The 19,701-nt window shown below is 67.5% G+C and carries 23 protein-coding genes; 10 read left to right on the top strand and 13 right to left on the bottom strand.

Features of this window, described 5'->3' with window-relative positions; translation table 11 throughout:
* Positions 1-11 precede the first annotated feature (11 nt).
* The 3 genes from AM590_RS10430 (at position 12) to AM590_RS10420 (ending at position 1,847) form a co-directional block, all read left to right on the top strand.
* Entirely contained in the window at positions 12-1,055 is a 1,044-nt protein-coding gene (locus tag AM590_RS10430; RefSeq protein WP_058827429.1) for an A24 family peptidase, read from the top strand.
* 81 nt (positions 1,056-1,136) lie between these two features.
* Complete coding sequence (gene hisI / locus AM590_RS10425) at positions 1,137-1,505, top strand: phosphoribosyl-AMP cyclohydrolase (protein WP_058827428.1); 369 nt, start codon at positions 1,137-1,139, stop codon at positions 1,503-1,505.
* Between the two features lie 90 nt (positions 1,506-1,595).
* Entirely contained in the window at positions 1,596-1,847 is a 252-nt protein-coding gene (locus AM590_RS10420; RefSeq protein WP_058568836.1) for a hypothetical protein, read from the top strand.
* Positions 1,848-1,892: 45 nt separating this feature from the next.
* On the opposite strand, the gene glmM is transcribed toward AM590_RS10420, so the two are convergent.
* Positions 1,893-3,257, bottom strand: a complete 1,365-nt coding sequence (gene glmM / locus AM590_RS10415; RefSeq protein ID WP_058827427.1) for a phosphoglucosamine mutase — start codon at positions 3,255-3,257, stop codon at positions 1,893-1,895.
* Between the two features lie 125 nt (positions 3,258-3,382).
* Here glmM and hisA point away from each other — a divergent pair, with 125 nt between their 5' ends.
* Positions 3,383-4,099, top strand: coding sequence for a 1-(5-phosphoribosyl)-5-[(5-phosphoribosylamino)methylideneamino]imidazole-4-carboxamide isomerase (gene hisA, locus AM590_RS10410; protein ID WP_058568838.1), 717 nt, complete (start codon positions 3,383-3,385; stop codon positions 4,097-4,099).
* A 45-nt stretch (positions 4,100-4,144) separates the two neighbouring features.
* Here the strand turns inward: hisA and AM590_RS10405 are convergent, their stop codons facing one another.
* The gene (locus AM590_RS10405) at positions 4,145-4,426 is read right to left on the bottom strand and encodes a hypothetical protein (RefSeq protein WP_058827426.1); all 282 of its coding nucleotides are present in this window, start codon (positions 4,424-4,426) and stop codon (positions 4,145-4,147) included.
* A 45-nt stretch (positions 4,427-4,471) separates the two neighbouring features.
* Entirely contained in the window at positions 4,472-4,630 is a 159-nt protein-coding gene (locus tag AM590_RS21115) for a hypothetical protein (RefSeq protein ID WP_253245054.1), read from the bottom strand.
* A gap of 121 nt (positions 4,631-4,751) precedes the next feature.
* Between AM590_RS21115 and hisB the strand changes: the two genes are divergently transcribed.
* The gene (gene hisB / locus AM590_RS10395; RefSeq protein WP_058827425.1) at positions 4,752-5,345 is read left to right on the top strand and encodes an imidazoleglycerol-phosphate dehydratase HisB; all 594 of its coding nucleotides are present in this window, start codon (positions 4,752-4,754) and stop codon (positions 5,343-5,345) included.
* Positions 5,346-5,389: 44 nt separating this feature from the next.
* Here the strand turns inward: hisB and AM590_RS10390 are convergent, their stop codons facing one another.
* The gene (locus tag AM590_RS10390) at positions 5,390-6,103 is read right to left on the bottom strand and encodes a hypothetical protein (RefSeq protein WP_058827424.1); all 714 of its coding nucleotides are present in this window, start codon (positions 6,101-6,103) and stop codon (positions 5,390-5,392) included.
* Between the two features lie 162 nt (positions 6,104-6,265).
* On the opposite strand from AM590_RS10390, the gene AM590_RS10385 reads away from it, so the two are divergent.
* Together AM590_RS10385 and AM590_RS10380 are read left to right on the top strand one after the other, a co-directional pair.
* The gene (locus AM590_RS10385) at positions 6,266-6,769 is read left to right on the top strand and encodes an ACT domain-containing protein (RefSeq protein ID WP_058827423.1); all 504 of its coding nucleotides are present in this window, start codon (positions 6,266-6,268) and stop codon (positions 6,767-6,769) included.
* Between the two features lie 315 nt (positions 6,770-7,084).
* Positions 7,085-7,717: a YigZ family protein gene (locus AM590_RS10380; protein WP_058827422.1), complete on the top strand. Its 633-nt coding sequence runs from the start codon at positions 7,085-7,087 to the stop codon at positions 7,715-7,717.
* 24 nt (positions 7,718-7,741) lie between these two features.
* On the opposite strand, the gene AM590_RS10375 is transcribed toward AM590_RS10380, so the two are convergent.
* The 7 genes from AM590_RS10375 to AM590_RS10345 all read right to left on the bottom strand — a co-directional run bounded on the left by AM590_RS10375 (position 7,742) and on the right by AM590_RS10345 (position 15,306).
* Positions 7,742-10,621 carry a TRAP transporter fused permease subunit gene (locus AM590_RS10375; protein WP_058827421.1) on the bottom strand — a complete coding sequence of 960 codons (2,880 nt, stop codon included), beginning with the start codon at positions 10,619-10,621 and terminating at the stop codon, positions 7,742-7,744.
* A gap of 6 nt (positions 10,622-10,627) precedes the next feature.
* Positions 10,628-11,113, bottom strand: a complete 486-nt coding sequence (locus tag AM590_RS10370) for a DUF1850 domain-containing protein (protein WP_058827420.1) — start codon at positions 11,111-11,113, stop codon at positions 10,628-10,630.
* Between the two features lie 51 nt (positions 11,114-11,164).
* Positions 11,165-12,196, bottom strand: coding sequence for a TAXI family TRAP transporter solute-binding subunit (locus AM590_RS10365; protein WP_058827419.1), 1,032 nt, complete (start codon positions 12,194-12,196; stop codon positions 11,165-11,167).
* A 451-nt stretch (positions 12,197-12,647) separates the two neighbouring features.
* Positions 12,648-12,851: a hypothetical protein gene (locus tag AM590_RS10360; RefSeq protein ID WP_004974143.1), complete on the bottom strand. Its 204-nt coding sequence runs from the start codon at positions 12,849-12,851 to the stop codon at positions 12,648-12,650.
* Between the two features lie 134 nt (positions 12,852-12,985).
* Positions 12,986-13,666 carry a uracil phosphoribosyltransferase gene (gene upp / locus AM590_RS10355; RefSeq protein WP_008090895.1) on the bottom strand — a complete coding sequence of 227 codons (681 nt, stop codon included), beginning with the start codon at positions 13,664-13,666 and terminating at the stop codon, positions 12,986-12,988.
* A 108-nt stretch (positions 13,667-13,774) separates the two neighbouring features.
* A complete protein-coding gene (locus tag AM590_RS10350) occupies positions 13,775-14,008 on the bottom strand; it encodes a hypothetical protein (protein WP_058827418.1) in 234 nt (77 codons plus the stop codon).
* Positions 14,005-15,306, bottom strand: coding sequence for a GTP-binding protein (locus AM590_RS10345; RefSeq protein ID WP_058827417.1), 1,302 nt, complete (start codon positions 15,304-15,306; stop codon positions 14,005-14,007). Before AM590_RS10345 ends, AM590_RS10350 begins: the two co-directional genes overlap by 4 nt.
* Before the next feature lie 101 nt (positions 15,307-15,407).
* Between AM590_RS10345 and AM590_RS10340 the strand changes: the two genes are divergently transcribed.
* From AM590_RS10340 to AM590_RS10330, 3 genes are all read left to right on the top strand, one after another.
* On the top strand, positions 15,408-15,704 hold the full coding sequence (locus AM590_RS10340; RefSeq protein WP_058827416.1) for a hypothetical protein: 297 nt from the start codon (positions 15,408-15,410) through the stop codon (positions 15,702-15,704).
* A gap of 1 nt (position 15,705) precedes the next feature.
* Entirely contained in the window at positions 15,706-16,671 is a 966-nt protein-coding gene (locus AM590_RS10335; protein WP_058827415.1) for a TRC40/GET3/ArsA family transport-energizing ATPase, read from the top strand.
* 134 nt (positions 16,672-16,805) lie between these two features.
* Positions 16,806-18,626, top strand: coding sequence for a carbon starvation protein A (locus AM590_RS10330; protein WP_058827414.1), 1,821 nt, complete (start codon positions 16,806-16,808; stop codon positions 18,624-18,626).
* Positions 18,627-18,660: 34 nt separating this feature from the next.
* Here the strand turns inward: AM590_RS10330 and AM590_RS10325 are convergent, their stop codons facing one another.
* On the bottom strand, positions 18,661-19,311 hold the full coding sequence (locus tag AM590_RS10325) for a hypothetical protein (protein ID WP_058827413.1): 651 nt from the start codon (positions 19,309-19,311) through the stop codon (positions 18,661-18,663).
* The gene (locus AM590_RS10320) at positions 19,308-19,688 is read right to left on the bottom strand and encodes a cupin domain-containing protein (RefSeq protein WP_058827412.1); all 381 of its coding nucleotides are present in this window, start codon (positions 19,686-19,688) and stop codon (positions 19,308-19,310) included. The genes AM590_RS10325 and AM590_RS10320 overlap by 4 nt, the downstream gene beginning before the upstream one ends.
* Positions 19,689-19,701 lie beyond the last annotated feature (13 nt).

Here is a 19,701-nt window from a genome sequence, read left to right as displayed (position 1 = left end):
AGTCTGCGGGTATGTTCGGTATCGGCACGCTCCCCGACCTCCTGCGGTTGGTGGTGCTCCCCGTCCTCGCGTGGACCGCGGTACGCGACGTTCGCACGCGCCGCGTCCCCAACGTCGTCTGGTATCCGCTCGCGGCGCTGGGCGTCGTCCTGCTCGCGTGGGAACTGGTCGGCCACCTCCCGCCCGAGACCGTCTTCGACCGGCTCTATCTGATTCGCGTCGCCGTGAGCATCTGTTTCGTCGTCCCGCTTTCGTACCTGTTCTGGCGGCTCGGCGGCTTCGGCGGCGCGGACGCGAAGGCGCTCATGGTGTTCGCCGTCCTGCTCCCGACGTTCCCCAGTTACACCCTCGCCGGAACGGAGTTCCCGCTCGCCGCCACCCGCCTCGGCGTCTTCTCGATGACGATTCTCACGAACACGGTCATCGTCGGCCTCGCGTACCCGCTGTTCCTCGCCGCCCGGAACCTCGCCGACGGCGAGTTCGAGTTCCCCATCTCGTTCGTCGGCCGCCGCGTCTCCGTCGCGTCGCTCTCGACTGCCCACGGCCGCCTGTTCGAGTCGCCCGAGGGAATCACGCGGAACGGCCTCGACCTCGACGCGCTCCGGATGTACCTCCGCTGGCGCGGCCTCACGCTCGCGGACCTGCGTTCGGACCCGGACGCCCTCCGCGACCCCGACAGCATCGGCGAGACGTTCGACCCGACCGACGGCGCGGTCCACCGCGCGGCCACCGACGGCGGCGTCTCGACTGACCTCGGCGACGACGAGACCGTGGACGCCGGAGGTGACGCCTCCGGAGACCCCGCCGAAGCCGACGCGGACGCGTCGTTCGACGACCCGTGGGGCGCGGCCCGGTTCCTCGACAGCATCGAGGGCACCGCCTACGGCACCTCGCCGGAGAAGCTCCGCGGCGGACTGGAACTCGTGACGGCCCGCGAGTCGGTGTGGATTTCGCCGGGCATCCCGTTTCTCGTTCCCATGTTCGTCGGCCTCGTCGTCGCGTTCGTCTACGGCGACATCCTCTTCGGCGTCCTCGGTGCGCTCGGTATCGTCTGAGTTCCTGCGGAGAGTCGGTGTCGAGCGCCGTCCGCGCGGCGACGCACAAGAGATAACCCCCACGACCGCGTGGCCCGAATCATGACCGTCGATGTCGACTTCGGCGAGGACGGACTCGTCCCCGCCGTGGCGCAGGACGCCGACTCCGGAGAGGTGCTCATGCTGGCGTACGTCTCGCCCGAGGCGCTCGACCGAACCGTCGAGACGGGCCGGGCGCACTACTACTCGCGGAGCCGCGACGAACTCTGGGAGAAGGGGGCTTCGAGCGGCCACACACAGGAGATTCGAGAGGTTCGTGTCGACTGCGACGCCGACACCCTGTTGTATCTCGTCGACCAGAACGTCGGCGCGTGCCACACCGGCCACCGGTCGTGTTTCTACCGCACCGTCGAGGGCGAGCACGTCGGCGAGCGCGTCTTCGACCCCGACGCGGTCTACGACGACGAGTGACCGATGCGAGCCGACCGATGACGGGTGTGACCGACGCGATGACCACGGCCGCCACCAAACCGACCGGCCGATGACCACAGTCGCGGGCCGATGCTGAGCGTCAATCCGATTTCGCTGGTCGCCATCGTCGTGGGCTTGAGCTGTTTCGCCCTCGGCGGCCGACTGCTCAAGAGCGCCGCGGCCGCCCGTCGGGTCGCCCGCTCGGACGACCCGGAGTTCGTCCTCGACCCGACCCGCGAGGACCCGCCGGACGACGAACTCGACGGCGACGACCTCGAACGCGGCTTCATGCTGTTGGTGTTCGGCGCGCTGGCGCTCCTGTTCGCGGCGATTAGCCTGTGAGCGGCGCGCGAAAAGAGATTCTTTTCCGTCGGTTCTGCCGCCGAGTTACAGCGTCGCGACCGCGCTTCGGAGCGCGTCGGCGGCGTCCTCGGCGAGTTCGGTCGCGCGCTCCTCGGAGCGAGCCTCGGCGTAGACGCGGACCTTCGGCTCGGTCCCGGAGGGGCGGACGAGCACCCACGCGTCGCCGTAGTCGAGACGGTAGCCGTCGGTCGTGTTCGGCGTCGCGTCGGCCGATTCGGCGTAGTCGGCGGCGGCGTTGAGCATCGCCGTCAACTCGGATTCCTCGTCGTATTCGAGGTTGATGCGGACGTTGTAGTAGTCCTCGTAGGGCGCGACGAGTTCGCTCGGCGGGCGCTCGGCGACGAGTTCGAGGAACTTCGCCGCGATGTACGCGCCGTCGCGGACGAGGCGGTAGTTCGGGTAGAACACGCCTCCGTTACCCTCGCCCGCGATGGGGACGTTCCGACCCTCGCGCCAGAGTTCGCGGATGCGGGTGATGAGGTTCGTCGCGCCGATGGGCGTGAGTTCGAGGTCGGCGCCGACCTCCTCGCACACGTCGACGAGGCGCTGGGAGACGTTCACCGCGGAGACGGTCGCGTCGCCCGGTTCGAGCGCGGCGGCCGCGAGGGCGGCCAGCGACGCCTCGCCGGAGATGCACTCGCCGCGCTCGTTCACGAAGACGGCCCGGTCGGCGTCGCCGTCGTGGGCGATTCCCACGTCGGCGTCGGTCGCGCGGACGAGGCGTTCGAGGTCGCTGAGGTTCTCGGGGACCGGTTCGGACTGGCGACCGGGGAAGTGGCCGTCGGGTTGGGCGTTGACCGTGCGGACCTCACAGCCGAGTTCGCGGAGGAAGTCGGGCGTGACGAGCGAGCCGGCGCCGTGGCCGGGGTCGAGCGCGACCGTGAGGTTCGCGTCGGCGATTTTCTCGCGGTCGACGCTGGCGAGGAGGTCCTCGCGGTAGTCGTCGTTCGCCGTGTCGACCCGTCGGGTCGCCCCGACCGCGTCCCACTCGGCCACGTCGAACTCCTCCGCGAGGATGTGGTCTTCGATGCGCTCTAACTCCTCGACGGCGAGTTCGACGCCGTCGTCGCCGACGAGTTTGACGCCGTTGAACTCCGGGGGGTTGTGCGAGGCCGTGATGACGACGCCCGGAACGCCTTGGTTCTCGCAGTACCGGACCGCGGCGGGGGTGGGAACGACGCCGAGGTCGTCCACGTCGACGCCGACGCTCGCCAGCCCGGACTCGGCGGCGTTGACGAACATCTCGCCCGTGGTTCGGGTGTCGCGTGCGATGGCGACTCGGTCTGCGTTCCAGACCGTGCCGGCGGCCTTCGCGACGCGGAGGACGAACTCCGGGGTGAGGCTCTCACCCACCACGCCGCGGGTACCGCTGGAACCGAAGAGTTTCATTGAGTGTGTGTGCACCCCGGCGCGACAAAGCCGTTCCGAACTGTTGGTTCGCTCGTTACGTTCCTCGGTGAACTCGGGTCGCCGTATCCGGTGCGTTTACGCACGTCGCTCGCCCACGGTGGCGTATGTTCCCGGAGTTCGAAGTCGTCCCCGCAGTCGACATGCAAGACGGCGAAGTCGTCCAACTCGTGCAGGGCGAACGCGGCACCGAGAAGACCTACGGCGACCCGGTCGAGGCCGCCCGCCGCTGGGTCGACGCCGGCGCGGAGACGCTGCACCTCGTCGACCTCGACGGCGCGTTCGAGGGCGAGCGGAAGAACGCCCCGGCGGTCGACGCCGTCCTCGACGCGGTCGACGTGCCGCTCCAACTCGGCGGCGGCATCCGCACCGCCGACGACGCCCGCGACCTTCTGGACCGTGGCGTCGACCGCGTCATCCTCGGCACCGCGGCCGTCGAGAACCCCGACATCGTCGCCGAACTCGCCGACGACTACCCCGACGGCGTGATGGTCAGCCTCGACGCGAAGGACGGCGAGGTCGTCGTCTCCGGGTGGACCGAAGGCACCGGCCTCGACCCCGCCGAGGCGGCCGCCCGGTACGAGGAACTCGGGGCGGCGGCCATCCTCTTCACCGACGTTGACGTGGAAGGGCAACTGGAAGGCGTCCACCTCGAGACGACCTCGGCCGTCGTCGACGCGGTCGACATCCCCGTCGTCGCCTCCGGCGGTGTCGCCTCGCTCGACGACATCCGCGCGCTTCGCGAGGCGGGCGCGGCGGCGACTGTCGTCGGTACCGCGCTCTACGAGGGGCGGTTCACGCTCGAAGAAGCGATGGAGGCGTAGTCGCCGCCGCGCCGAGACGCCACACGGCCACGCGACGCTACGGCGCTACGTGTCGAGGTACGCGAGGACGGCCGCGGCGAGGCTCTCGACGGTCCCGTAGACGCCGACGGCGACGAACAGCGCGCCGATAATCGCGGTCTCGGGACGCGAGGTCGCGAGGACGGCCGCGGCGAGGCTCTCGACGGTCCCGTAGACGCCGACGGCGACGAACAGCGCGCCGATAATCGCGGTCTCGGGACGCGAGGTCGCGAGGAACGGCCCGGCGAGGACGAGCATACTGACCGTCACCACGTCGCGTTTCGGACTGGCAGTCGCTCCGCGCCGCATCAATCGGTCGCCCCTGGACGACTCGATTTCCCCCGAATTGGTCGGTTATCGCCCACTCAGGACGCCTCCGCCGAGAACCGCCGCGCCGACCGCGAGCGTCACAAGCGCGACGCCGAGCGCGACAGCCACCCCGGACCGGGCGGTGAGCAGGAGTCCCCCGACGCAGATGATGTAGCCCACCACCAGCGCTCCCTTTCGCTGCATACCCCACGGTACACGTCCGAAACCATGAACGTCCGTCAGACGTGCGTCTGACGCTGCGGTGGGTTGCGGTCGCCTCCGCACGACGAGAATCCCTATATGCGCGGCCTGCTTCGAACGCGACATGAGCGACGCCGACCGACGCGCGGCCGTCTCCCGCGAGACGTCCGAAACGACTATCGACGTGACGCTGTCTATCGATGGCGACGGCAACGCGGTCGTCGACACCGGTATCGGATTCTTCGACCACATGCTGGAGGCCTTCGCCAAACACGGCCTGTTCGACCTGACCGTCCAGTGCGACGGCGACCTCCACATCGACGACCACCACACCGTCGAGGACGTGGCCATCGTCCTCGGCGAGGCGTTCACCGAGGCGCTCGGCGACAAGCGCGGCATCGTCCGCTACGCCGACCGCAGGGTCCCGCTCGACGAGGCCGTCGCCTCCGTCGTCGTGGACGTGTCGGGCCGCCCCTTCTTCGAGTTCTCGGGCGAGTTCTCCCAGCCGTACGTCGGTGAGTTCACCAGCCACATGGCCGAACACTTCGCGATGTCGCTCGCCATGAACGCCGGCCTCACGCTCCACGCGGGCGTCGAAGGCGACAACGCCCACCACGAGGTCGAGGCGCTGTTCAAGGCGCTCGCACGCTCGCTCGACGACGCGACCCGCGTGGACCCGCGGCGCTCGGACACGCCGAGCACGAAAGGAAAGCTGTAGTCGCCAGTCCGTCCCGTTCTCCCCGACCTCCCGCACTCGACCGCTCAGGGTCGCCGGAGCGTCCCCGAGTCGTCGACGAGGAGGCCGCGTTCGACCGCGTAGTCGAAGATGTCGGCGACCTCGTCGTCGTCGAGGTCGTACGCGCCGGACGCCAGCGCCTCGACTTCCGCCCGCTCGACGGGGAACTCGCGGTTCTGGAGGATGCGGATGACCTTCCGGAACTTCGGCGGCTCCTCGCTCCGGTCGGGCGACCCGCCGCCAGTTTGGCGGTCCTCGGCGTCGACCGACTCGGATTCGCTGTCGGCCGGTTCTGTTTCGTCGTCGGCTTCGTCGGCCACCCGGGCGGCACCGTCGGACTCCTCGGCCTCGTCCGCGCCGTCGTCATCCGAGCCGTCTCCTGACTCCTCGTGGTCGTCTGCCTCGTCGGGCGAGTCGTGATTCGCCGGTTCCGGCGGCGTCGGCGCGGGGTCGACCGCGTTCACGTCGACCGAAGCGGCCTCGCCGCCCGACCCGCTCGCGGTCCGCTCCGGTGCCGCGGACGCGCCCGTCTCGGCCCGCGCGTCGTCGGGCACGTCGACGCCGGCGTCGACGCCGAGCCGGGAGAGAAGCGGCGCGATGACCTCGCTCAGCGTCTCCTCGCAGTGTTCGCAGAGGACGACGCGGCGCTGGTCGTCGGCCGGCGTCAACTCCGGCGGCAGTACCTCGAACACGCCGACGGCGTCGGTCCCACAGAAGTCGCAGGTGCGTAGCTCGCGCATGCACGACGGGTATCCGCGCCGACGGTTAAACCCACTCCCCGACCGCGGCGTCGGTCGCCTGCCCGCGGCGTCGTCCACGCGACGCCCACGCGACGCCTCCAGTCAGCCGCCGTCGGCGACGTACCACTTAATGCACCCGCCCGCAAATTCCCGGACCAACGAATGTTCGACGAGATTATGGAGAAGTTCGAGGGCAGCCCGAGCCAGCAGGCCGTCATCCGGCTCCTCTTGGAACGGGGTTTTTCCGTCAACGACCAGGGACGGGTCGTCTCGGGCGGCATCGAGATACCGAACACCGGCATCGCCCGCGAGGCCGACGTGGACAGGCGCGTCGTCGACTCGACCACCGACGCCATCCTCGCCGACGAGGAGCTTCGACGAATCTTCCAGAACATCTCGTCGATTCCGAGCCTGATGGACCTCGCGCCGGTGCTCAACCTCTCCGTGCTCACCGTCGAGGTTGCCGACGCCGACGAGCCCGGCATCGTCGCCACCGTCACCTCGAAGCTCGCCGACGCGGGCATCTCGATTCGCCAGACAATAAGCGAGGACCCCGAGTTCACCGACGACCCGAAGCTCTACATCATCACCGACGAGCCGGTTCCCGGCGACCTGCTCAACGACCTGTCGAACCTCGATTTCGTCCGCCGAATTATCATCGCCTGAGCGGACTCGTCTTCCTCCGCGAATATTCTGTCAACGTGGCAATAAGATTCTTGTAACATCGCACGGTAGCTATTCGCATGGTGTCCATGCGCAGTTGCATGTGCTGTGGTGAGCCGATTTCCGAGACGCGCCACCTCTGCGGCGTCTGCATCCAAAACGGGTGTACGTCGTACGCGGACGCCTGCGGTCAGTAGCGCGTCGCTTCCCGTTCACATCCTCGCACCGTCCGCCGCGCCCACCGCTCCCGTCGCCCCCGCGGGGCCGACGACGCCCCGGTGCGAACGCTTTTCCACGCCGCGACGCCAACTCGGTGGCATGACCGACGCCTATCGAACCGTCGCCGGCCGGGCCGACGCCCGCTTCGAGGTCAACGGCTCGGAGTTCATCGGCTATGTCTCCCCCGCGGAGACGGTCGAGGAGGCGGAGGCGTTCGTCGCCGAAATCGAGGAGCGCCACCCCGACGCCACCCACAACGTCCCCGCTTACCGGGTTCCCGCCGGGTCGGCCTCGTCGTCGGTCCCCGGCGGGGGGAACGTCATGCTCCGCGAGTATCAGAGCGACGACGGCGAGCCGAGCGGCTCGTCGGGAAAACCGGCGCTCAACGTCCTCGTCCAGCAGGACGTGCGCAACGTCGCCGCCGTCGTGACGCGCTACTACGGCGGCACCAACCTCGGCGTCGGCGGCCTCGCCCGCGCGTACTCCCGCGCGGTCAAGGAGGCGCTCGACGCGGCGGGCGTCGTCGAGGAACTCCCCCACGAGCGGTTCACCGCGACCGTCGAGTACGACGACTCGGGGAGCGTTCGCGGGCTGTTAGAAAGCGCGGGCGTCGAGTTCGAGGCCGCCTACGAGGCCGACGTGTCGTTCGAGGTCCGCGTTCCCGTCGAGGACGGGGCGGACCTCCGCGACCGCATCAGAAGCGCGACCAGCGGCCGCGCGGACATCGAGTAGCGCGGCCGCGGGGTTCTTTTCTGTTCAGTCGGTCGGTTCGACTTGTTCTGCGGGAGTCGGTGCGGCCCGTTCACGCGTCTCGCGGCGGTTTTTCACGGCGAGCGCGCCGAACAGCGCGCCACCGACCGCACGCATGGCGAGGTCGACGGCGACCGTGTCAGGGACGGTCCCGACGAGCCCGAGGAAGCTCCCGAGGTCGAACGCGGCGTTCAACAGGAGCATCGGGGCCATGAGCAGGAACGCCGAGAGGGCGAACAGGGCCCGCTCGGTCTGCGACACGCGGCTGTAGAGGTAGCCGATGACGGTCGCGCCGAGTCCGATGACGCCGATGAAGACGCCCGCGACCGGGATGACCACCTCGGGAACGAAGTAGCCGATGTCGGCCACGTCGGCGAACGTGATGACCGCCGCGGCCTCGCCCCGTCCGCGGAGGAGCAGGATGCCGGGCGTCAGGGCGAACGCGAACGGCACGATGGCCTTGTTAAGCGACAGCGAGAACGCCTTCGTCCCGGTCCGGAACGGATTAGACCGGGCAATGCCGGAGGCGGCGTACGCCGCGACCGCCACCGGCGGTGTGATGTCCGCTATCACCCCGAAGTAGAGGATGAACAGGTGGGCCGCGAGCAGCGGGATGTCGGAAGACTGCGCGATGGCCGGCCCGAGCAGCGAGACGAGGATGATGTACGTCACCGTCGTCGGCATCCCCATCCCGAGGATGATGGACGCGATAGCCGTGAACAGGAGTAAGAGGACGATAGAGCCGCCGGCGACCGCCTTGATGAGCGCGGTCAGGTTCGGGCCGAGGCCGGTCGCGCTGACGACGCCGGGGATGATGCCCGCGGCGGCGACGGCGACGACGACCTCGGTCGAGGTGCGCGCGCCGGAGTCCATCGACTTCCCGATGAACGTCACGTAGCGGAAGACGTTCAGGTCCGACAGCGACGGCCGCGAGACCGCGTTGGCGACGTTGTCGGCGGCCTCGTCGACCGCGTCGTCGAACTCCAACAGCGGCGAGTCGAGCGCCGGCCGGACGAGCATCACGACGAGGCTGACGAAGATGGCGATGACGCCGAGGTCGCCCGCGGCGGCGAAGAGCGCGGCGGTCGCGCCGAGCGGTTCGCCGCTTCCGCCCGTGACCGCGTCGATGACGCCGACGCCGGTGGTGACGTAGGAGCCGAGTTGCGCGACGAACGCCGCCGCGATAGCGCCCACGAGGGGGACGCGGGTCCGCTCGCTGTACGCTGCGACGACGGACAGAAGCGCCATGATGGCGATGAGCGTGAACCACGCCGAGCGCGCGACCGTCAGGCGCTCGACCAGCAGGTAGTACATGAGCAACACCAGCGGGATGAGGTAGAACCACCCGCGGGTGAGGTGCTTGCCGAGGTCGACGACCTCGGAGCGGTCGAGGCCGCCGATGCCGGCCCGCGTCGCTTCGAGGTGGACCATCACCCACACGCCGAAGAAGAACACCACGGCGGGGATGGCCGCCGCGATGATGATGTCGGAGAAGGGGACGCCGATGAACTCGATCATGAGGAACGCCGCCGCGCCCATCACCGGCGGGAGAATCTGCCCGCCGGAGGAGGCGGAGGCCTCGACGGCCCCGGCGAACTCAGAGCGGTAGCCCGACCGCTTCATCAGCGGGATGGTGAACGCACCGGTCGTCACCGTGTTGGCGATGGAGGAACCCGAGATAGTTCCCATGAAGCCGGACGCGAGGATGGACGCCTTCGCCGGGCCGCCCTTGCGGGTCCCGGTCGCGGCGTACGCGAGGTCGATGAACCACTGGCCGGCCCCCGACATCTCCAGGAACGCCCCGAACAGGATGAAGATGTAGATGAACTGCACGGAGACGGTGACCGGGATGCCGAAGACGCCGTTTTCGGTGTTGTACCAGAGGTTCTGGATGATGTTTGCCCACGACCCCTCGGGAATGGACAGCACGCCGATCAGCGGCATCGACGGCGAGATGAGGTAACCGAACCTCGCGTAGACGATGAACGAGGCGACGATGACCATCAAGTAGAACCCGAGCGAGCGGCGGGTCGCCTCCAGGACGAGGAGGACGCCGACCGCGCCGAGGAAGAACGGGTAGGACACGTCCGCGAAGGGGAGGACGCCGATGGCCGCGACGACCGCGTCGGCGAGGAAGCCGAGCGGGCCGAGCGTCTCGGACAGCGAGACGAACGGCGCGCCGAGGTACTCGGTGACCGTCCGGCCGGCTTCGAGGCCGAACACGCGGAGCCGCTGAATCTCGGACCACTCGAACACCATGTAGGCCGCCGTGGCGACGGAAAACACGATAAACAGCAGGTCGAGCGGCGTCACGCGCTCGCGGTCCGGGTCGACCGCGAGCCATCGGACGAACCGGCGGATTCCCGCGGCAACGCGAGTGACCGGGTTGTCCTCACCGAGGTTCGACGCGAGGGTCGGAACTACGCGACTGAGTGCCGCAGCGAACCGACCGTGGCCGGTCGTCGCCGGGAAGAGGATGAACGCCAGCACGAGTGCGAAGGCGACGTGAATCGAGTTCACCTGCAGGAGCTGGAGCGAACCGAGCGACACCTCGCCGACGAGCGGTATCGTCGCGGCGAACTCGAAGCCGCGGGCGGCCAGCCACGACTGGAAGACGGAAAACCAGATGGCGACGAACGACGTGAAAATCGCCGCCCACCCCGAGAGCGTCCGCTTCCGGTCGATGCCCTCCAGCATCTCCTGTGCCTCTTCTTCGGATAGTTCTTCGTCGGTACTCGCGGCCTCGCGGTCGTCGTCAGCGGGCGGCTCACCGCCGTCGGTTCGAATCGGCGAGTCGGCCGGTGCCGCGTCGGTCTCCGGAACGGACCGGGAGGCGTCTTCGTCGTCGGGGCCGTCGGATTGGCCCTCGTCGTGTGTTCGGTTCATCGTTGGTCAGTGGAGGGCGGCGTCGAGGACGGAGCGATGCGTGACGTACAGGCGGACCGAGCGCGCGTCGGAGAGCGCTACGAGGTCATAGGTCTGGTCACCGACGTGTAGCTTGTGGCCGGCGATGTGGCCGGGTTTGACGTACAGGTCCTCGTAGCTCCCCTCGGGGTCGAAGACGAACGAGCCGTTTTCGGTCGTCACGTTCGCCCGAGCGGGCAGGCCCGCGCCGTAGGACTTGAACTCCATTTTGGTCATGACGAGTTCGCCGTCTTGGACCGCGTAGGCGTCGAGGACGCGCGTTTTCTCGACGCTGTGGGTGTATTCGAGCGCGACGGTCGTGTTCTCTTCGACCGGCATCGTCTGTAGTCGCTCGCCGGTCTCGGCATCTTCGACGACGAGCACCTGTCCGGCCGGAACGGCGGCGCTCCCGCCGACGGCGACCGCCAGCACCGCGACTACGACGAGGAGACGTGTGGGAGTCGAATCAAGCATCGAAAGATGGGTAGGAAACCGCTGTTCGAAAGCGAAGCGAAGCGCCCGGGCTCAGCCGAAGTAGGCCTGCGCGCCGGGATGGAGCTCGATGGACATGCCGTCCTGGGCGCTCTCCTTGGAGATGAAGTCAGTCTTGATGGTGAGTTCGTCGACGTTCTCGAAGATGGCGCTCGTGACCGACTCGACGGTCGATTCGGGCTGCTCGGCGTTCGTCGCAATCATGGCCTGCACCGAGACGGTCGGGGCGGGGTTCTCCAGTCCGTAGGTGCCCGACGGGACTTCGTCGTCGGCGTAGAACGGCGCGGCGTCCTTGACGGCCGTGCGGTCCTCGCCCTCGATGGGGACGATGCGCACGTCCTCGGTCGCGGCGAGTTCCTCGATAGCGCCGACCGGCCAGCCGCCGACGACGAACGCGGCGTCGATGTCGCCGTTCTTCAGCTGGTCGGAGGCCTGCGAGAAGCCGGTGTTCTGCTCGCTGTAGTCCGAGATGCCGAGGGCTTCGAGAATCTGGGTCGCGTTGACCTGCGTCCCGGAGCCGAGGTCGCCGGTGTTGATGGTCGCACCGGAGAGGTCGGACGGCGTCTCGATGCCCGTGTCGGCGAGCGTGACGACGTGAATCGTCTCGGGGTAGAGCGTGGCGACGCCGCGGAGGTTCTCGACGGGGTTACCCTGGAACGCCTCGATACCCTCGCCGTTGCGGGCGAAGTAGGCGACGTCGTTCTGAATCAGCGCGAAGTCAGCGTCGCCGCGGGCGAGGCTGCCGACGTTCTCGACGGACGCGCCGGTGGACTGCACCTGAATCGTGAAGTCGGTCTGTCCCTCGATGACGGACTTGAACTCGTTCGAGAGGGGGTAGTACGTGCCGCCCGTCCCGCCGGCGTGCCACGAGAGTCGGCTCTCGGTGCCGCCGTTACCGCCGGATTCGGTCGTCGTCTCCTCGGCGGTGGTGGTCTCTTCGCCACCGGATTCGGTCGTCGTCGTCGTCGTCTCTTCGCCACCGCCACCGGAACAGCCGGCGAGGCCGGCCAGACCGACGGCACCTGTCGCAGCGATAAACTGTCGGCGGTCAAGCTTCCGAGTCATACATCACTATTCGTCACGATGCATATTTATGGCTGTTCATGTCAACGGCCAACATATCTCTATTTACACACTAATTGTAGTAAATTCTTATTAATGTTAGAGTATTAATTCTCCAACAATAGACATACCTGAAATAGTCATTCAGCAGATAAATACGCACCACCGCGGTTCTGATTCCACTTCGACTGCATGTGCTCACCGCTGTCGTTTTCTTGTTTCTCAGTTCCGTCCGATTTCGGAGTTCGTGGCGGACTTCGACTCGAAACGAAGGGGTTCGGCGAGTAGGGCTCCGACTCCGGCGCACCCCGTGCAAACGTCTCTCACAGTAGTCTACGGGGGTGCGGTTCGGGACGTTCGACTCGAACGACAGTCGGCCGCCGGTGGGCGACTTTCGACCCGAAAAGAGGGGGTTCGGACGGCGTTCAGAGGAGTGCGCTCGCGCCCGCAGCCGTCAGTCGACGATTATCTCGGAGTCCGTCGAGTCGTCCGACGACTGCTTGGGCGACATCTGTTCTTCGTACCGGGTTATCCAGTCGGCGAAGCAGGTCGGACAGAGCCGCTGGTCGTCCACGGTCGAGCCGTCGACCTGTAACTGGACTGCACGGGCGAGGGCGTCTTCGACTGCCCGCCCACAGCCGTCGCACGGGTCGCTCATCGTCGGGTTCCTCCGGTGGCGCGAGGTTCGTCCATGCGTCGGAGGTGCGCGGGCGGTAACTTAGTCGTTACCCGAATTCGGGTCGGCGGCGGCGGGGACGGCCCGCCCGCGAGCCGCGACGCGAGGAGACCGAGTTACGTCGTGCGGAACGCGCGGTCGCCGGCGTCGCCCAGGCCGGGGACGATGTAGCCGTCGTCGTCGAGGTAGTCGTCGATGGAGACCGTCAGCAGGTCGACCTCGGGGAACTCGCTGTCGACGCGGAGCAGGCCGTCGGGCGCGGAGACGGCAGAGAGGACGAACAGCTTCTCGGGGTCGACGCCGGCGTTTTCGAGGATGTGGTCGAGGACCGAGCACATCGTCGAGCCGGTGGCGAGCATCGGGTCCGCCACGATGACGGTGTCTTTCTCCGTGATCTCGGGGAGCTTCACGTAGTCGATGGTGATGGGGAAGCCGCCGTCGTCGTCCATCCCCGCCTCCTCGTCGCGGCCGGCGGAGATGACGCCCTGCTTCGCCCGCGGGAACGCCTTGAGCAGTCCCTCCACGAACGGGGTCGCGGCGCGGAGCACGTTGATGATGACGACGTTGTCGAGCCCCTTCACGCGCTCGCCGGTCGTCTCCGCCAGCGGGGTCTGGATGGTGACGTACTCGGTCTCCATCGCGCCGTCGATTATCTCGTAGCCACAGATGCGGCCGAGTTTGACGAGGCCTTTCCGGAAGGCGACCTGCGTCGTCTCCACGTCCCGGAGGCGCGAGAGCGTGTCCTTCGCCAGCGCGTGCGTGATGAGGTACGCGTCGTCTCGGTCTTCGATGGGCATCTTACTGAGAAGGCGGTTTCCCGAAGGACATAAATGCGGCTATCGGCCGCCAGCGGTGCCCTGCGGGTAGTTCACGCGGAGAATGGGTCGGCGACGCATCCCGCGGTTTCAGTTCGTCACGAGGTACGTGACGGCTGTGAGCACGAGCGCCGCGGACGCGACGTTGACGACCGAGAAGGCCGCGAGGTCGAGGTACGACAGTCCGTAGACGACCACCGCCGCGAACGTCGTCGAGAGGACGAGGTTCATCACGAACAGCACCCTCGGGTCGCCCTCGCCCCACTCTATCTCCTCTCCGCGCTCCCCGTCGTCACCGCCGGCGCTCTCCGACTCGCCGCTCATCGTCCGCCCTCCGGGGTCGCGCCCGTGGTCGGGACCGACTCGCGCTCCCGGGTCGGCTCCGCGAGCGCGACTTCCGCGCCGGGGTCGGTCGGGTAGTCGCCGGCGTTCGCGTCCGCACCGGGGTCGAGCAGGTGGGCGTCGAGCGCGGCTGCGAGTGCGTCTTCGTCCATCCCGCGGCCGATGAACACCAGTTCGGTCCGCCTGTCGCCGTGGTCGTCGTGCCAGTCGAGTTCGGGGTGGTTGCGGCGGTAGGTGTCCTGTTCGAACTCGGGGCGCGAGGCGACCCACGGGCCGGCGGCGGCGACGTACGCCGACGGGCCGGCCTGACTGTAGGTGAAGTGTACGTCCTCGGCCCCGGCAACCCACAGCGAGCCCTTGGCGCGGACGACTGACTCCGGGAGGTTGCCCAGCACCGCGGCCGCGCCGTCGGGGTCCATCGGTGCCCGGCGGCGGTAGACGAACGACGTGACGCCGTAGGTCGCTTCCGCGTGGGGCGTTTCACCGTGGTCGTGGTCGTGGTCGTCGCGGTCTGCGTCCGCGTGCTCGACGTGTTCGTGGTCGTCCTCGTTCCCGTCGTCTCCACCCGCCTCGCCCTCTAACGCCGCCCGCCAGCCGACGGTCGCGTCGGGGTCGTGGAGGTCCGAGAGGAGCAGGTCAACGTCCACGTCGCCGTGGTCCGTCTCCACGACGGTCGCGCCGGGGCGGAGCGCCTCGACCGCGTCGCGGACCGCCGCGAGCTCCGCGTCGGAGACGAGGTCGCGCTTATTGAGGACGACGAGGTCGGCGCTCTCGACCTGCTCGACGAGGAGGTCCGACAGGGGGCGTACCGAGCCGTCCCCCTCCTCGGCGACGGTTCGTTCGGGGTCGCCGTCGCCGAAGGTGTCCGCGAACAGTCGCGAATCAACGACCGTCGCGAGGCCGGCCACGTCGTAGCGGGCGGCCGCCCGCGAGGTGACGAACAGCCGGGCGACCGGACCGGGCTCCGAGACGCCCGAGGCCTCGACGACGAGGTGGTCGAACGACCGCTCTCGCGCGAGGCGGACGACCGCGGTTTCGAGGTCGTCCTGTAGCTCACAGCAGATACAGCCGTTCGAGAGTTCGGTCACGCCGTCGCCGACCGCGAGGTCTGACTCGTCGGCGACCAGTTCGGCGTCGACGTTCACGGAGCCCATGTCGTTGACGAGCACGGCGATGTCGCGGTCGCCGGCGTGTGTCAACAGGTGGTTGAGAAGCGTCGTCTTGCCCGCCCCGAGACTCCCGCCCAGCACCGTCACCGGAATCGTCTCCCCCGCGTTCATGAGCGGGCCTACCGGGTCCGCACATATGAAATCGCAGGTATCCAGCGTGGACGTTCGTGAACGATACCCTTTTGCCCGGGAACCGGTGAGTGTGTAAACTGATGACGCTCGCCGCGCGCATCGAATCCTTTCGCGAACTCGTCGAAGAGTGGCTCCGCGGCCTCTACCACGGGATGATTTCGCACCCCGCCTATGAGAAGATAGAAAAGCAGGCCGAGGACGACGAGGACGCGTTCATGCTCGCGTGCTTCCCCGATGCGTTCGGTATCCCCTCGCCCATCTCGTACTACACCGCCGAACTGCTCCCGTTCCTCGAAGACGAGTTCGAGGCGTGGGAGCGGCGGATGTGGGACCGCGGGTCGCTCCTCGAACGCAAGGGTCACCAGTATCATTTCTAACATGCGCAAATTCGTCTTCTTCGGCGGCAAAGGCGGCGTGGGCAAGACGACGATGTCGAGCGCCTACGCGGTCAAGTGTGCCCGCGACGGCGTCCGGACGCTCCTCGTCTCGACCGACCCGGCCCACAGCACGAGCGACGTGTTCGACCAGTCGTTCACCGACGAGCCCGCGGCCGTCGCCGACGAACCGAACCTCGACGCGATGGAAATCGACCCCGAGACGGAGGTCCGCGAACATCTCATGGAGACCAAGCGGGCGATGGGCGACCAAGTCAGCCCGGCGATGGTCAACGAGATCGACCGCCAGATAGAGATGGCCCACCAGACGCCCGGCGCGTACGAGTCGGCGCTGTTCGACCGCTTCATCGACGTGATGCGCTCGGCCGACGAGTACGACCGCGTCGTCTTCGACACTTCGCCGACCGGCGGGACGCTCCGACTGCTCTCGCTGCCGGAGTACCTCGACGGTTGGATTCAACGACTCCTCCACAAGCGCAAGGAGTCTGTCAAACTGTTCGAGCGCGCGGCCATCGGCAACAACGAACCGCGGCGGATGATGGACGGCGACCCCATCATCGCCCGCCTCGAACAGCGCCGCGACGACTTCTCGTTCGCCAAGGAGACGCTGCAGGACGACGCCGCGTTCTTCCTCGTCGTGAATCCCGACGAGCTATCGCTCCGGGAGACCGAGCGCGCCATCGACCAACTCGACGACTACGGCCTCGATGTGCGCGGCCTCGCGGTCAACCGCCTCACGCCCGAACCCGACCCCGACGAGTCGGGACGGGGCGCGACGTTCTTGCGCGAACGAGTCAAGACAGAACGAGCGCGCCTCGCCGACCTCCGCGAGAATTTTTCACCGCCGCTCGTCGCCGCCGTCGAGACGCGGGTCGCCGAGGTCAAGGGTGACTTCCTCGGCGAGGTCGCGGCCGAACTCGACATCGACACCGCGCCCGACGTTCAGTAGGTGGGTAAACCGACCCCGCGGTGAGAATTTTCGTATCCCTCGCCGATTGAACCTGTCGTTCGAACACGATACATTCCTATCTATCGTTAACGTTAAGGTGAGCATTTTCGTGTCACCGAGTGGGGCAGCGTACCATGGTACAAGTCATTTGGTTGGTCGTCACGGTACTCGCGTTGTTTACTGTCGGGTATCTCGGTTACTCCCGATATCTCGCGCAGTTCGTCGAACTCGACGACAGTCGTGAGACGCCAGCGCACAAGTACGAAGACGGTAAAGAATACGTTCCGGCGAAAAAGCCGGTGTTACTGGGGCATCACTATTCGAGCATCGCAGGCGGCGCGCCGATTGTCGGTCCGATTACGGCGGGCGTGGTGTGGGGTTGGGCCCCCGCACTCGCGTGGATTGCCATCGGTAACCCGCTTCTCGGGAGCGTTCACGACTTCGTGTCGCTGTCGAGCAGTCTGCGACACGACGGGAAGTCCATCGGCTACATCATCGGCGAGTACGTCGGCGAGCGCGGCAAGAACATGCTGTTGTGGTTCGCGTTTCTCACCATCGTCCTCGTCGTCGCGGTGTTCGCCCTCGTGGTGGCCATCGTGTTTAACGCCTATCCGGAGGCCGCCACGGCGAGTCTGGTGTACATCGTCCTCGCGGTGCTGTTCGGCGTCTACCTCTACCAACTGAACCTCCCGTTCCTGCCGGGGACGCTCGCGTTCGTCGTCGCGATGTTCATCGGCGTCTACGCGGGGATTAAGTTCCCGATTGCGCTGTTCGAGCCTGCGGCCCGCGCGCCCGCCGAGACGTTCGTCCTGTTCTCCGGGTCCGGCGCGTGGCTCCCCGGTGCGAGTTCGTTCAACGGGAACACCGCGGCGTGGGTGCCGCTCATCCTCGTCTACGGGGCCATCGCTAGTGCCCTCCCGGTCTGGGTGCTCCTGCAACCGCGTGACTACCTCTCGTCGTTCCTGCTGTACGCGGGCGTCGGCGGCGCGCTCGTCGCCATCGTCGTGGGCACGTTCTTCACGAACCCGACCCAGCCGCTCGTGACGAACCTCGAACCGTACTACGGGTTCATCGGCCGCTCCGGTGCGCCGCTGTTCCCGCTTCTGTTCATCACCATCGCCTGCGGGACCATCAGCGGGTTCCACTCGCTCGTCTCGTCGGGCACGACCTCGAAGCAACTGAACAAGGAGTCCGACGCGCGCGTCATCGGCTACGGCGGCATGCTCGGCGAGGGCCTCCTCGCCACCGTCGCGCTGGCGACGGCCGCCATCATCGCGCCTGACGTGGGCGGCGGCATCGGCCTCGCCCTGCCGACGTTCGCGGCGGGCGGCGGCGTCATCCTGTCGAGCTTCGGCATCCCGACTGACTTCGGCGGGCCGTTCATGGCCCTCGTGCTGGTCAGTTTCCTCCTCACGTCGACCGACACGGCCGTGCGTCTCGGTCGCTACATGATGGAAGAAATCGTCGGGACGCCCGAGACACCGGTCGAGGAGTTCGCGACCAACCGCTACGGCAACGCGTTCGTGCAGTCGCTGCCGGCGTACATCCTCATCACGAGCGGTTCGTGGCTGACGCTCTGGCAGCTGTTCGGCGGCGCGAACCAGCTGCTCGCCGCGCTGGCGCTCCTGACCGCGACCGTCTGGCTGGCCAACTGGGACGACTCCAAGCAGCTCCTCAGCACGGGTCTGCCGATGGCCCTCATGACGACCATCACGTCGCTGGGTCTGCTCTGGCTCGCGTTCCACGACAACCTCTACGCGAAGTTCCTGAACCCCGAGTGGATGGCCTCGGCGGGCACCTTCGCGATGGTGTCGGCGGTCGTCCAAATCGTCCTCGCGCTGGTGCTCGTCTACCTCGCGCTGTCGCTGGCGAAAATCGGTTACGACAACATCAAAGACGCCCGGAGTTCGGGTGGCGGCGGTGGCGGCGGTCGTCCGCAGCCGAGCGACGACTGACGCGCGGCCGTTCGCCGTTTCGACTCCGCTTTTTTTACGGACGCAGTTTTCCGAGGAGCCGGCGCAACAGCCCGCCGGAGACGGCCGGCGAGCCGTCACTCCAGAGCGTGAACGCGGCGACCGAGTCGGCGTTGCGGCTGGCGACGGCGTCCTCGTCGGTCGGCGCGACGACGGCGAGATTCACCTCGTAGTGGCCGTAGTAGCCGAACTTCAGGAGCGTCCGGTCAGAGAAGTCGGAGACGAACGACCGAACCTCGTCCGACACCGCGTCGGCGACGAGGACGAAGGTGAAGTCCGTCCCGTAGTGTTCCTCGTCGGGTTCTATCCACTCGTCGGCGAGTTCGTGACCCAGTTCGACGAGCCGTTCGAGTTCGGCGACCGTCGCCGACCCCACTCGGCGCGCGAACATGTACTCCATCGCGTGGTGGTTGGCGTAGTTGATAGACTGGTGGAGGAACTGTTTTTGGCTCTCCATCCGCATCGAGCCGAACAGGTCGAATCGCTCGCCGCGGACGACGTACTCCCGCTCCAAGTCGTAGTTGTACATGAGCCGTTCGGCGACCCGGTCGAGGTACTCGTCGTCCCACTCGGGGCGGTCGAGGGCCGGACCCGGAACGGCGTCCGCCCCGCTTGGCTCGTCCTGCATTCCGGCTCCCTCGGCGTCGTCGGGTTCGACGCTCCTCATTCCTCGTCGGGGTCGTAGGCCACCGCGTCGCCCGACACGGCCGGCGAGCCGAGCGCGAGCAGTTCGACCGGCTCGTCGGCTTCCTCGGGGTTGTACGCCCGATGGGGGCTTTCCGGGTCGGCGACGAACAGGCCGTCAGCGCCGACTTCGAACGTCTCGTCGGGCGTCTCGACGAACAGCGTGCCCGAGAGAACGTAGAACGCCTCTTCCTGTTCGGTGTGGTAGTGGTACGAAAGCGGCACCTGCTCGCCGGGAGCGGCCCGGAAGCGGTTGAGCGCGACGGTCTCTAAGCCGCCCGCGCCGCCGATGCGGCGGAGTTCGCACGGGCGGTCGTCGGCGGGTTCGACGGCGGTTGCGTCCACGACGCGATATCCCATGAGACGGAGCAAC

It is taken from the genome of Haloferax sp. Q22 (assembly GCF_001482285.1).
Lineage (GTDB): Archaea > Halobacteriota > Halobacteria > Halobacteriales > Haloferacaceae > Haloferax.
The sequence above is the reverse complement of the archived record's forward strand: the minus strand, read 5'-3'. Positions and strand labels throughout refer to the sequence as shown.

What these genes read in the sequence shown, in the direction of transcription:
- AM590_RS10345 (WP_058827417.1), bottom strand. Translation starts at nt 15,306, where the DNA reads ATGAACGCGGGGGAGACGATTCCGGTGACGGTGCTGGGCGGGAGTCTC.
- AM590_RS10335 (WP_058827415.1), top strand. Translation starts at nt 15,706, where the DNA reads ATGCGCAAATTCGTCTTCTTCGGCGGCAAAGGCGGCGTGGGCAAGACG.
- AM590_RS10380 (WP_058827422.1), top strand. Translation starts at nt 7,085, where the DNA reads ATGACCGACGCCTATCGAACCGTCGCCGGCCGGGCCGACGCCCGCTTC.
- AM590_RS10350 (WP_058827418.1), bottom strand. Translation starts at nt 14,008, where the DNA reads ATGAGCGGCGAGTCGGAGAGCGCCGGCGGTGACGACGGGGAGCGCGGA.
- hisA (WP_058568838.1), top strand. Translation starts at nt 3,383, where the DNA reads ATGTTCCCGGAGTTCGAAGTCGTCCCCGCAGTCGACATGCAAGACGGC.
- AM590_RS10390 (WP_058827424.1), bottom strand. Translation starts at nt 6,103, where the DNA reads ATGCGCGAGCTACGCACCTGCGACTTCTGTGGGACCGACGCCGTCGGC.
- AM590_RS10330 (WP_058827414.1), top strand. Translation starts at nt 16,806, where the DNA reads ATGGTACAAGTCATTTGGTTGGTCGTCACGGTACTCGCGTTGTTTACT.
- glmM (WP_058827427.1), bottom strand. Translation starts at nt 3,257, where the DNA reads ATGAAACTCTTCGGTTCCAGCGGTACCCGCGGCGTGGTGGGTGAGAGC.
- AM590_RS10365 (WP_058827419.1), bottom strand. Translation starts at nt 12,196, where the DNA reads ATGACTCGGAAGCTTGACCGCCGACAGTTTATCGCTGCGACAGGTGCC.
- AM590_RS10385 (WP_058827423.1), top strand. Translation starts at nt 6,266, where the DNA reads ATGTTCGACGAGATTATGGAGAAGTTCGAGGGCAGCCCGAGCCAGCAG.
- AM590_RS10405 (WP_058827426.1), bottom strand. Translation starts at nt 4,426, where the DNA reads ATGCGGCGCGGAGCGACTGCCAGTCCGAAACGCGACGTGGTGACGGTC.
- AM590_RS10430 (WP_058827429.1), top strand. Translation starts at nt 12, where the DNA reads ATGTTCGGTATCGGCACGCTCCCCGACCTCCTGCGGTTGGTGGTGCTC.
- upp (WP_008090895.1), bottom strand. Translation starts at nt 13,666, where the DNA reads ATGCCCATCGAAGACCGAGACGACGCGTACCTCATCACGCACGCGCTG.
- AM590_RS10340 (WP_058827416.1), top strand. Translation starts at nt 15,408, where the DNA reads ATGACGCTCGCCGCGCGCATCGAATCCTTTCGCGAACTCGTCGAAGAG.
- AM590_RS10370 (WP_058827420.1), bottom strand. Translation starts at nt 11,113, where the DNA reads ATGCTTGATTCGACTCCCACACGTCTCCTCGTCGTAGTCGCGGTGCTG.
- AM590_RS10375 (WP_058827421.1), bottom strand. Translation starts at nt 10,621, where the DNA reads ATGAACCGAACACACGACGAGGGCCAATCCGACGGCCCCGACGACGAA.
- AM590_RS10320 (WP_058827412.1), bottom strand. Translation starts at nt 19,688, where the DNA reads ATGGGATATCGCGTCGTGGACGCAACCGCCGTCGAACCCGCCGACGAC.
- hisB (WP_058827425.1), top strand. Translation starts at nt 4,752, where the DNA reads ATGAGCGACGCCGACCGACGCGCGGCCGTCTCCCGCGAGACGTCCGAA.
- AM590_RS21115 (WP_253245054.1), bottom strand. Translation starts at nt 4,630, where the DNA reads ATGCAGCGAAAGGGAGCGCTGGTGGTGGGCTACATCATCTGCGTCGGG.
- AM590_RS10325 (WP_058827413.1), bottom strand. Translation starts at nt 19,311, where the DNA reads ATGAGGAGCGTCGAACCCGACGACGCCGAGGGAGCCGGAATGCAGGAC.
- AM590_RS10360 (WP_004974143.1), bottom strand. Translation starts at nt 12,851, where the DNA reads ATGAGCGACCCGTGCGACGGCTGTGGGCGGGCAGTCGAAGACGCCCTC.
- AM590_RS10420 (WP_058568836.1), top strand. Translation starts at nt 1,596, where the DNA reads ATGCTGAGCGTCAATCCGATTTCGCTGGTCGCCATCGTCGTGGGCTTG.
- hisI (WP_058827428.1), top strand. Translation starts at nt 1,137, where the DNA reads ATGACCGTCGATGTCGACTTCGGCGAGGACGGACTCGTCCCCGCCGTG.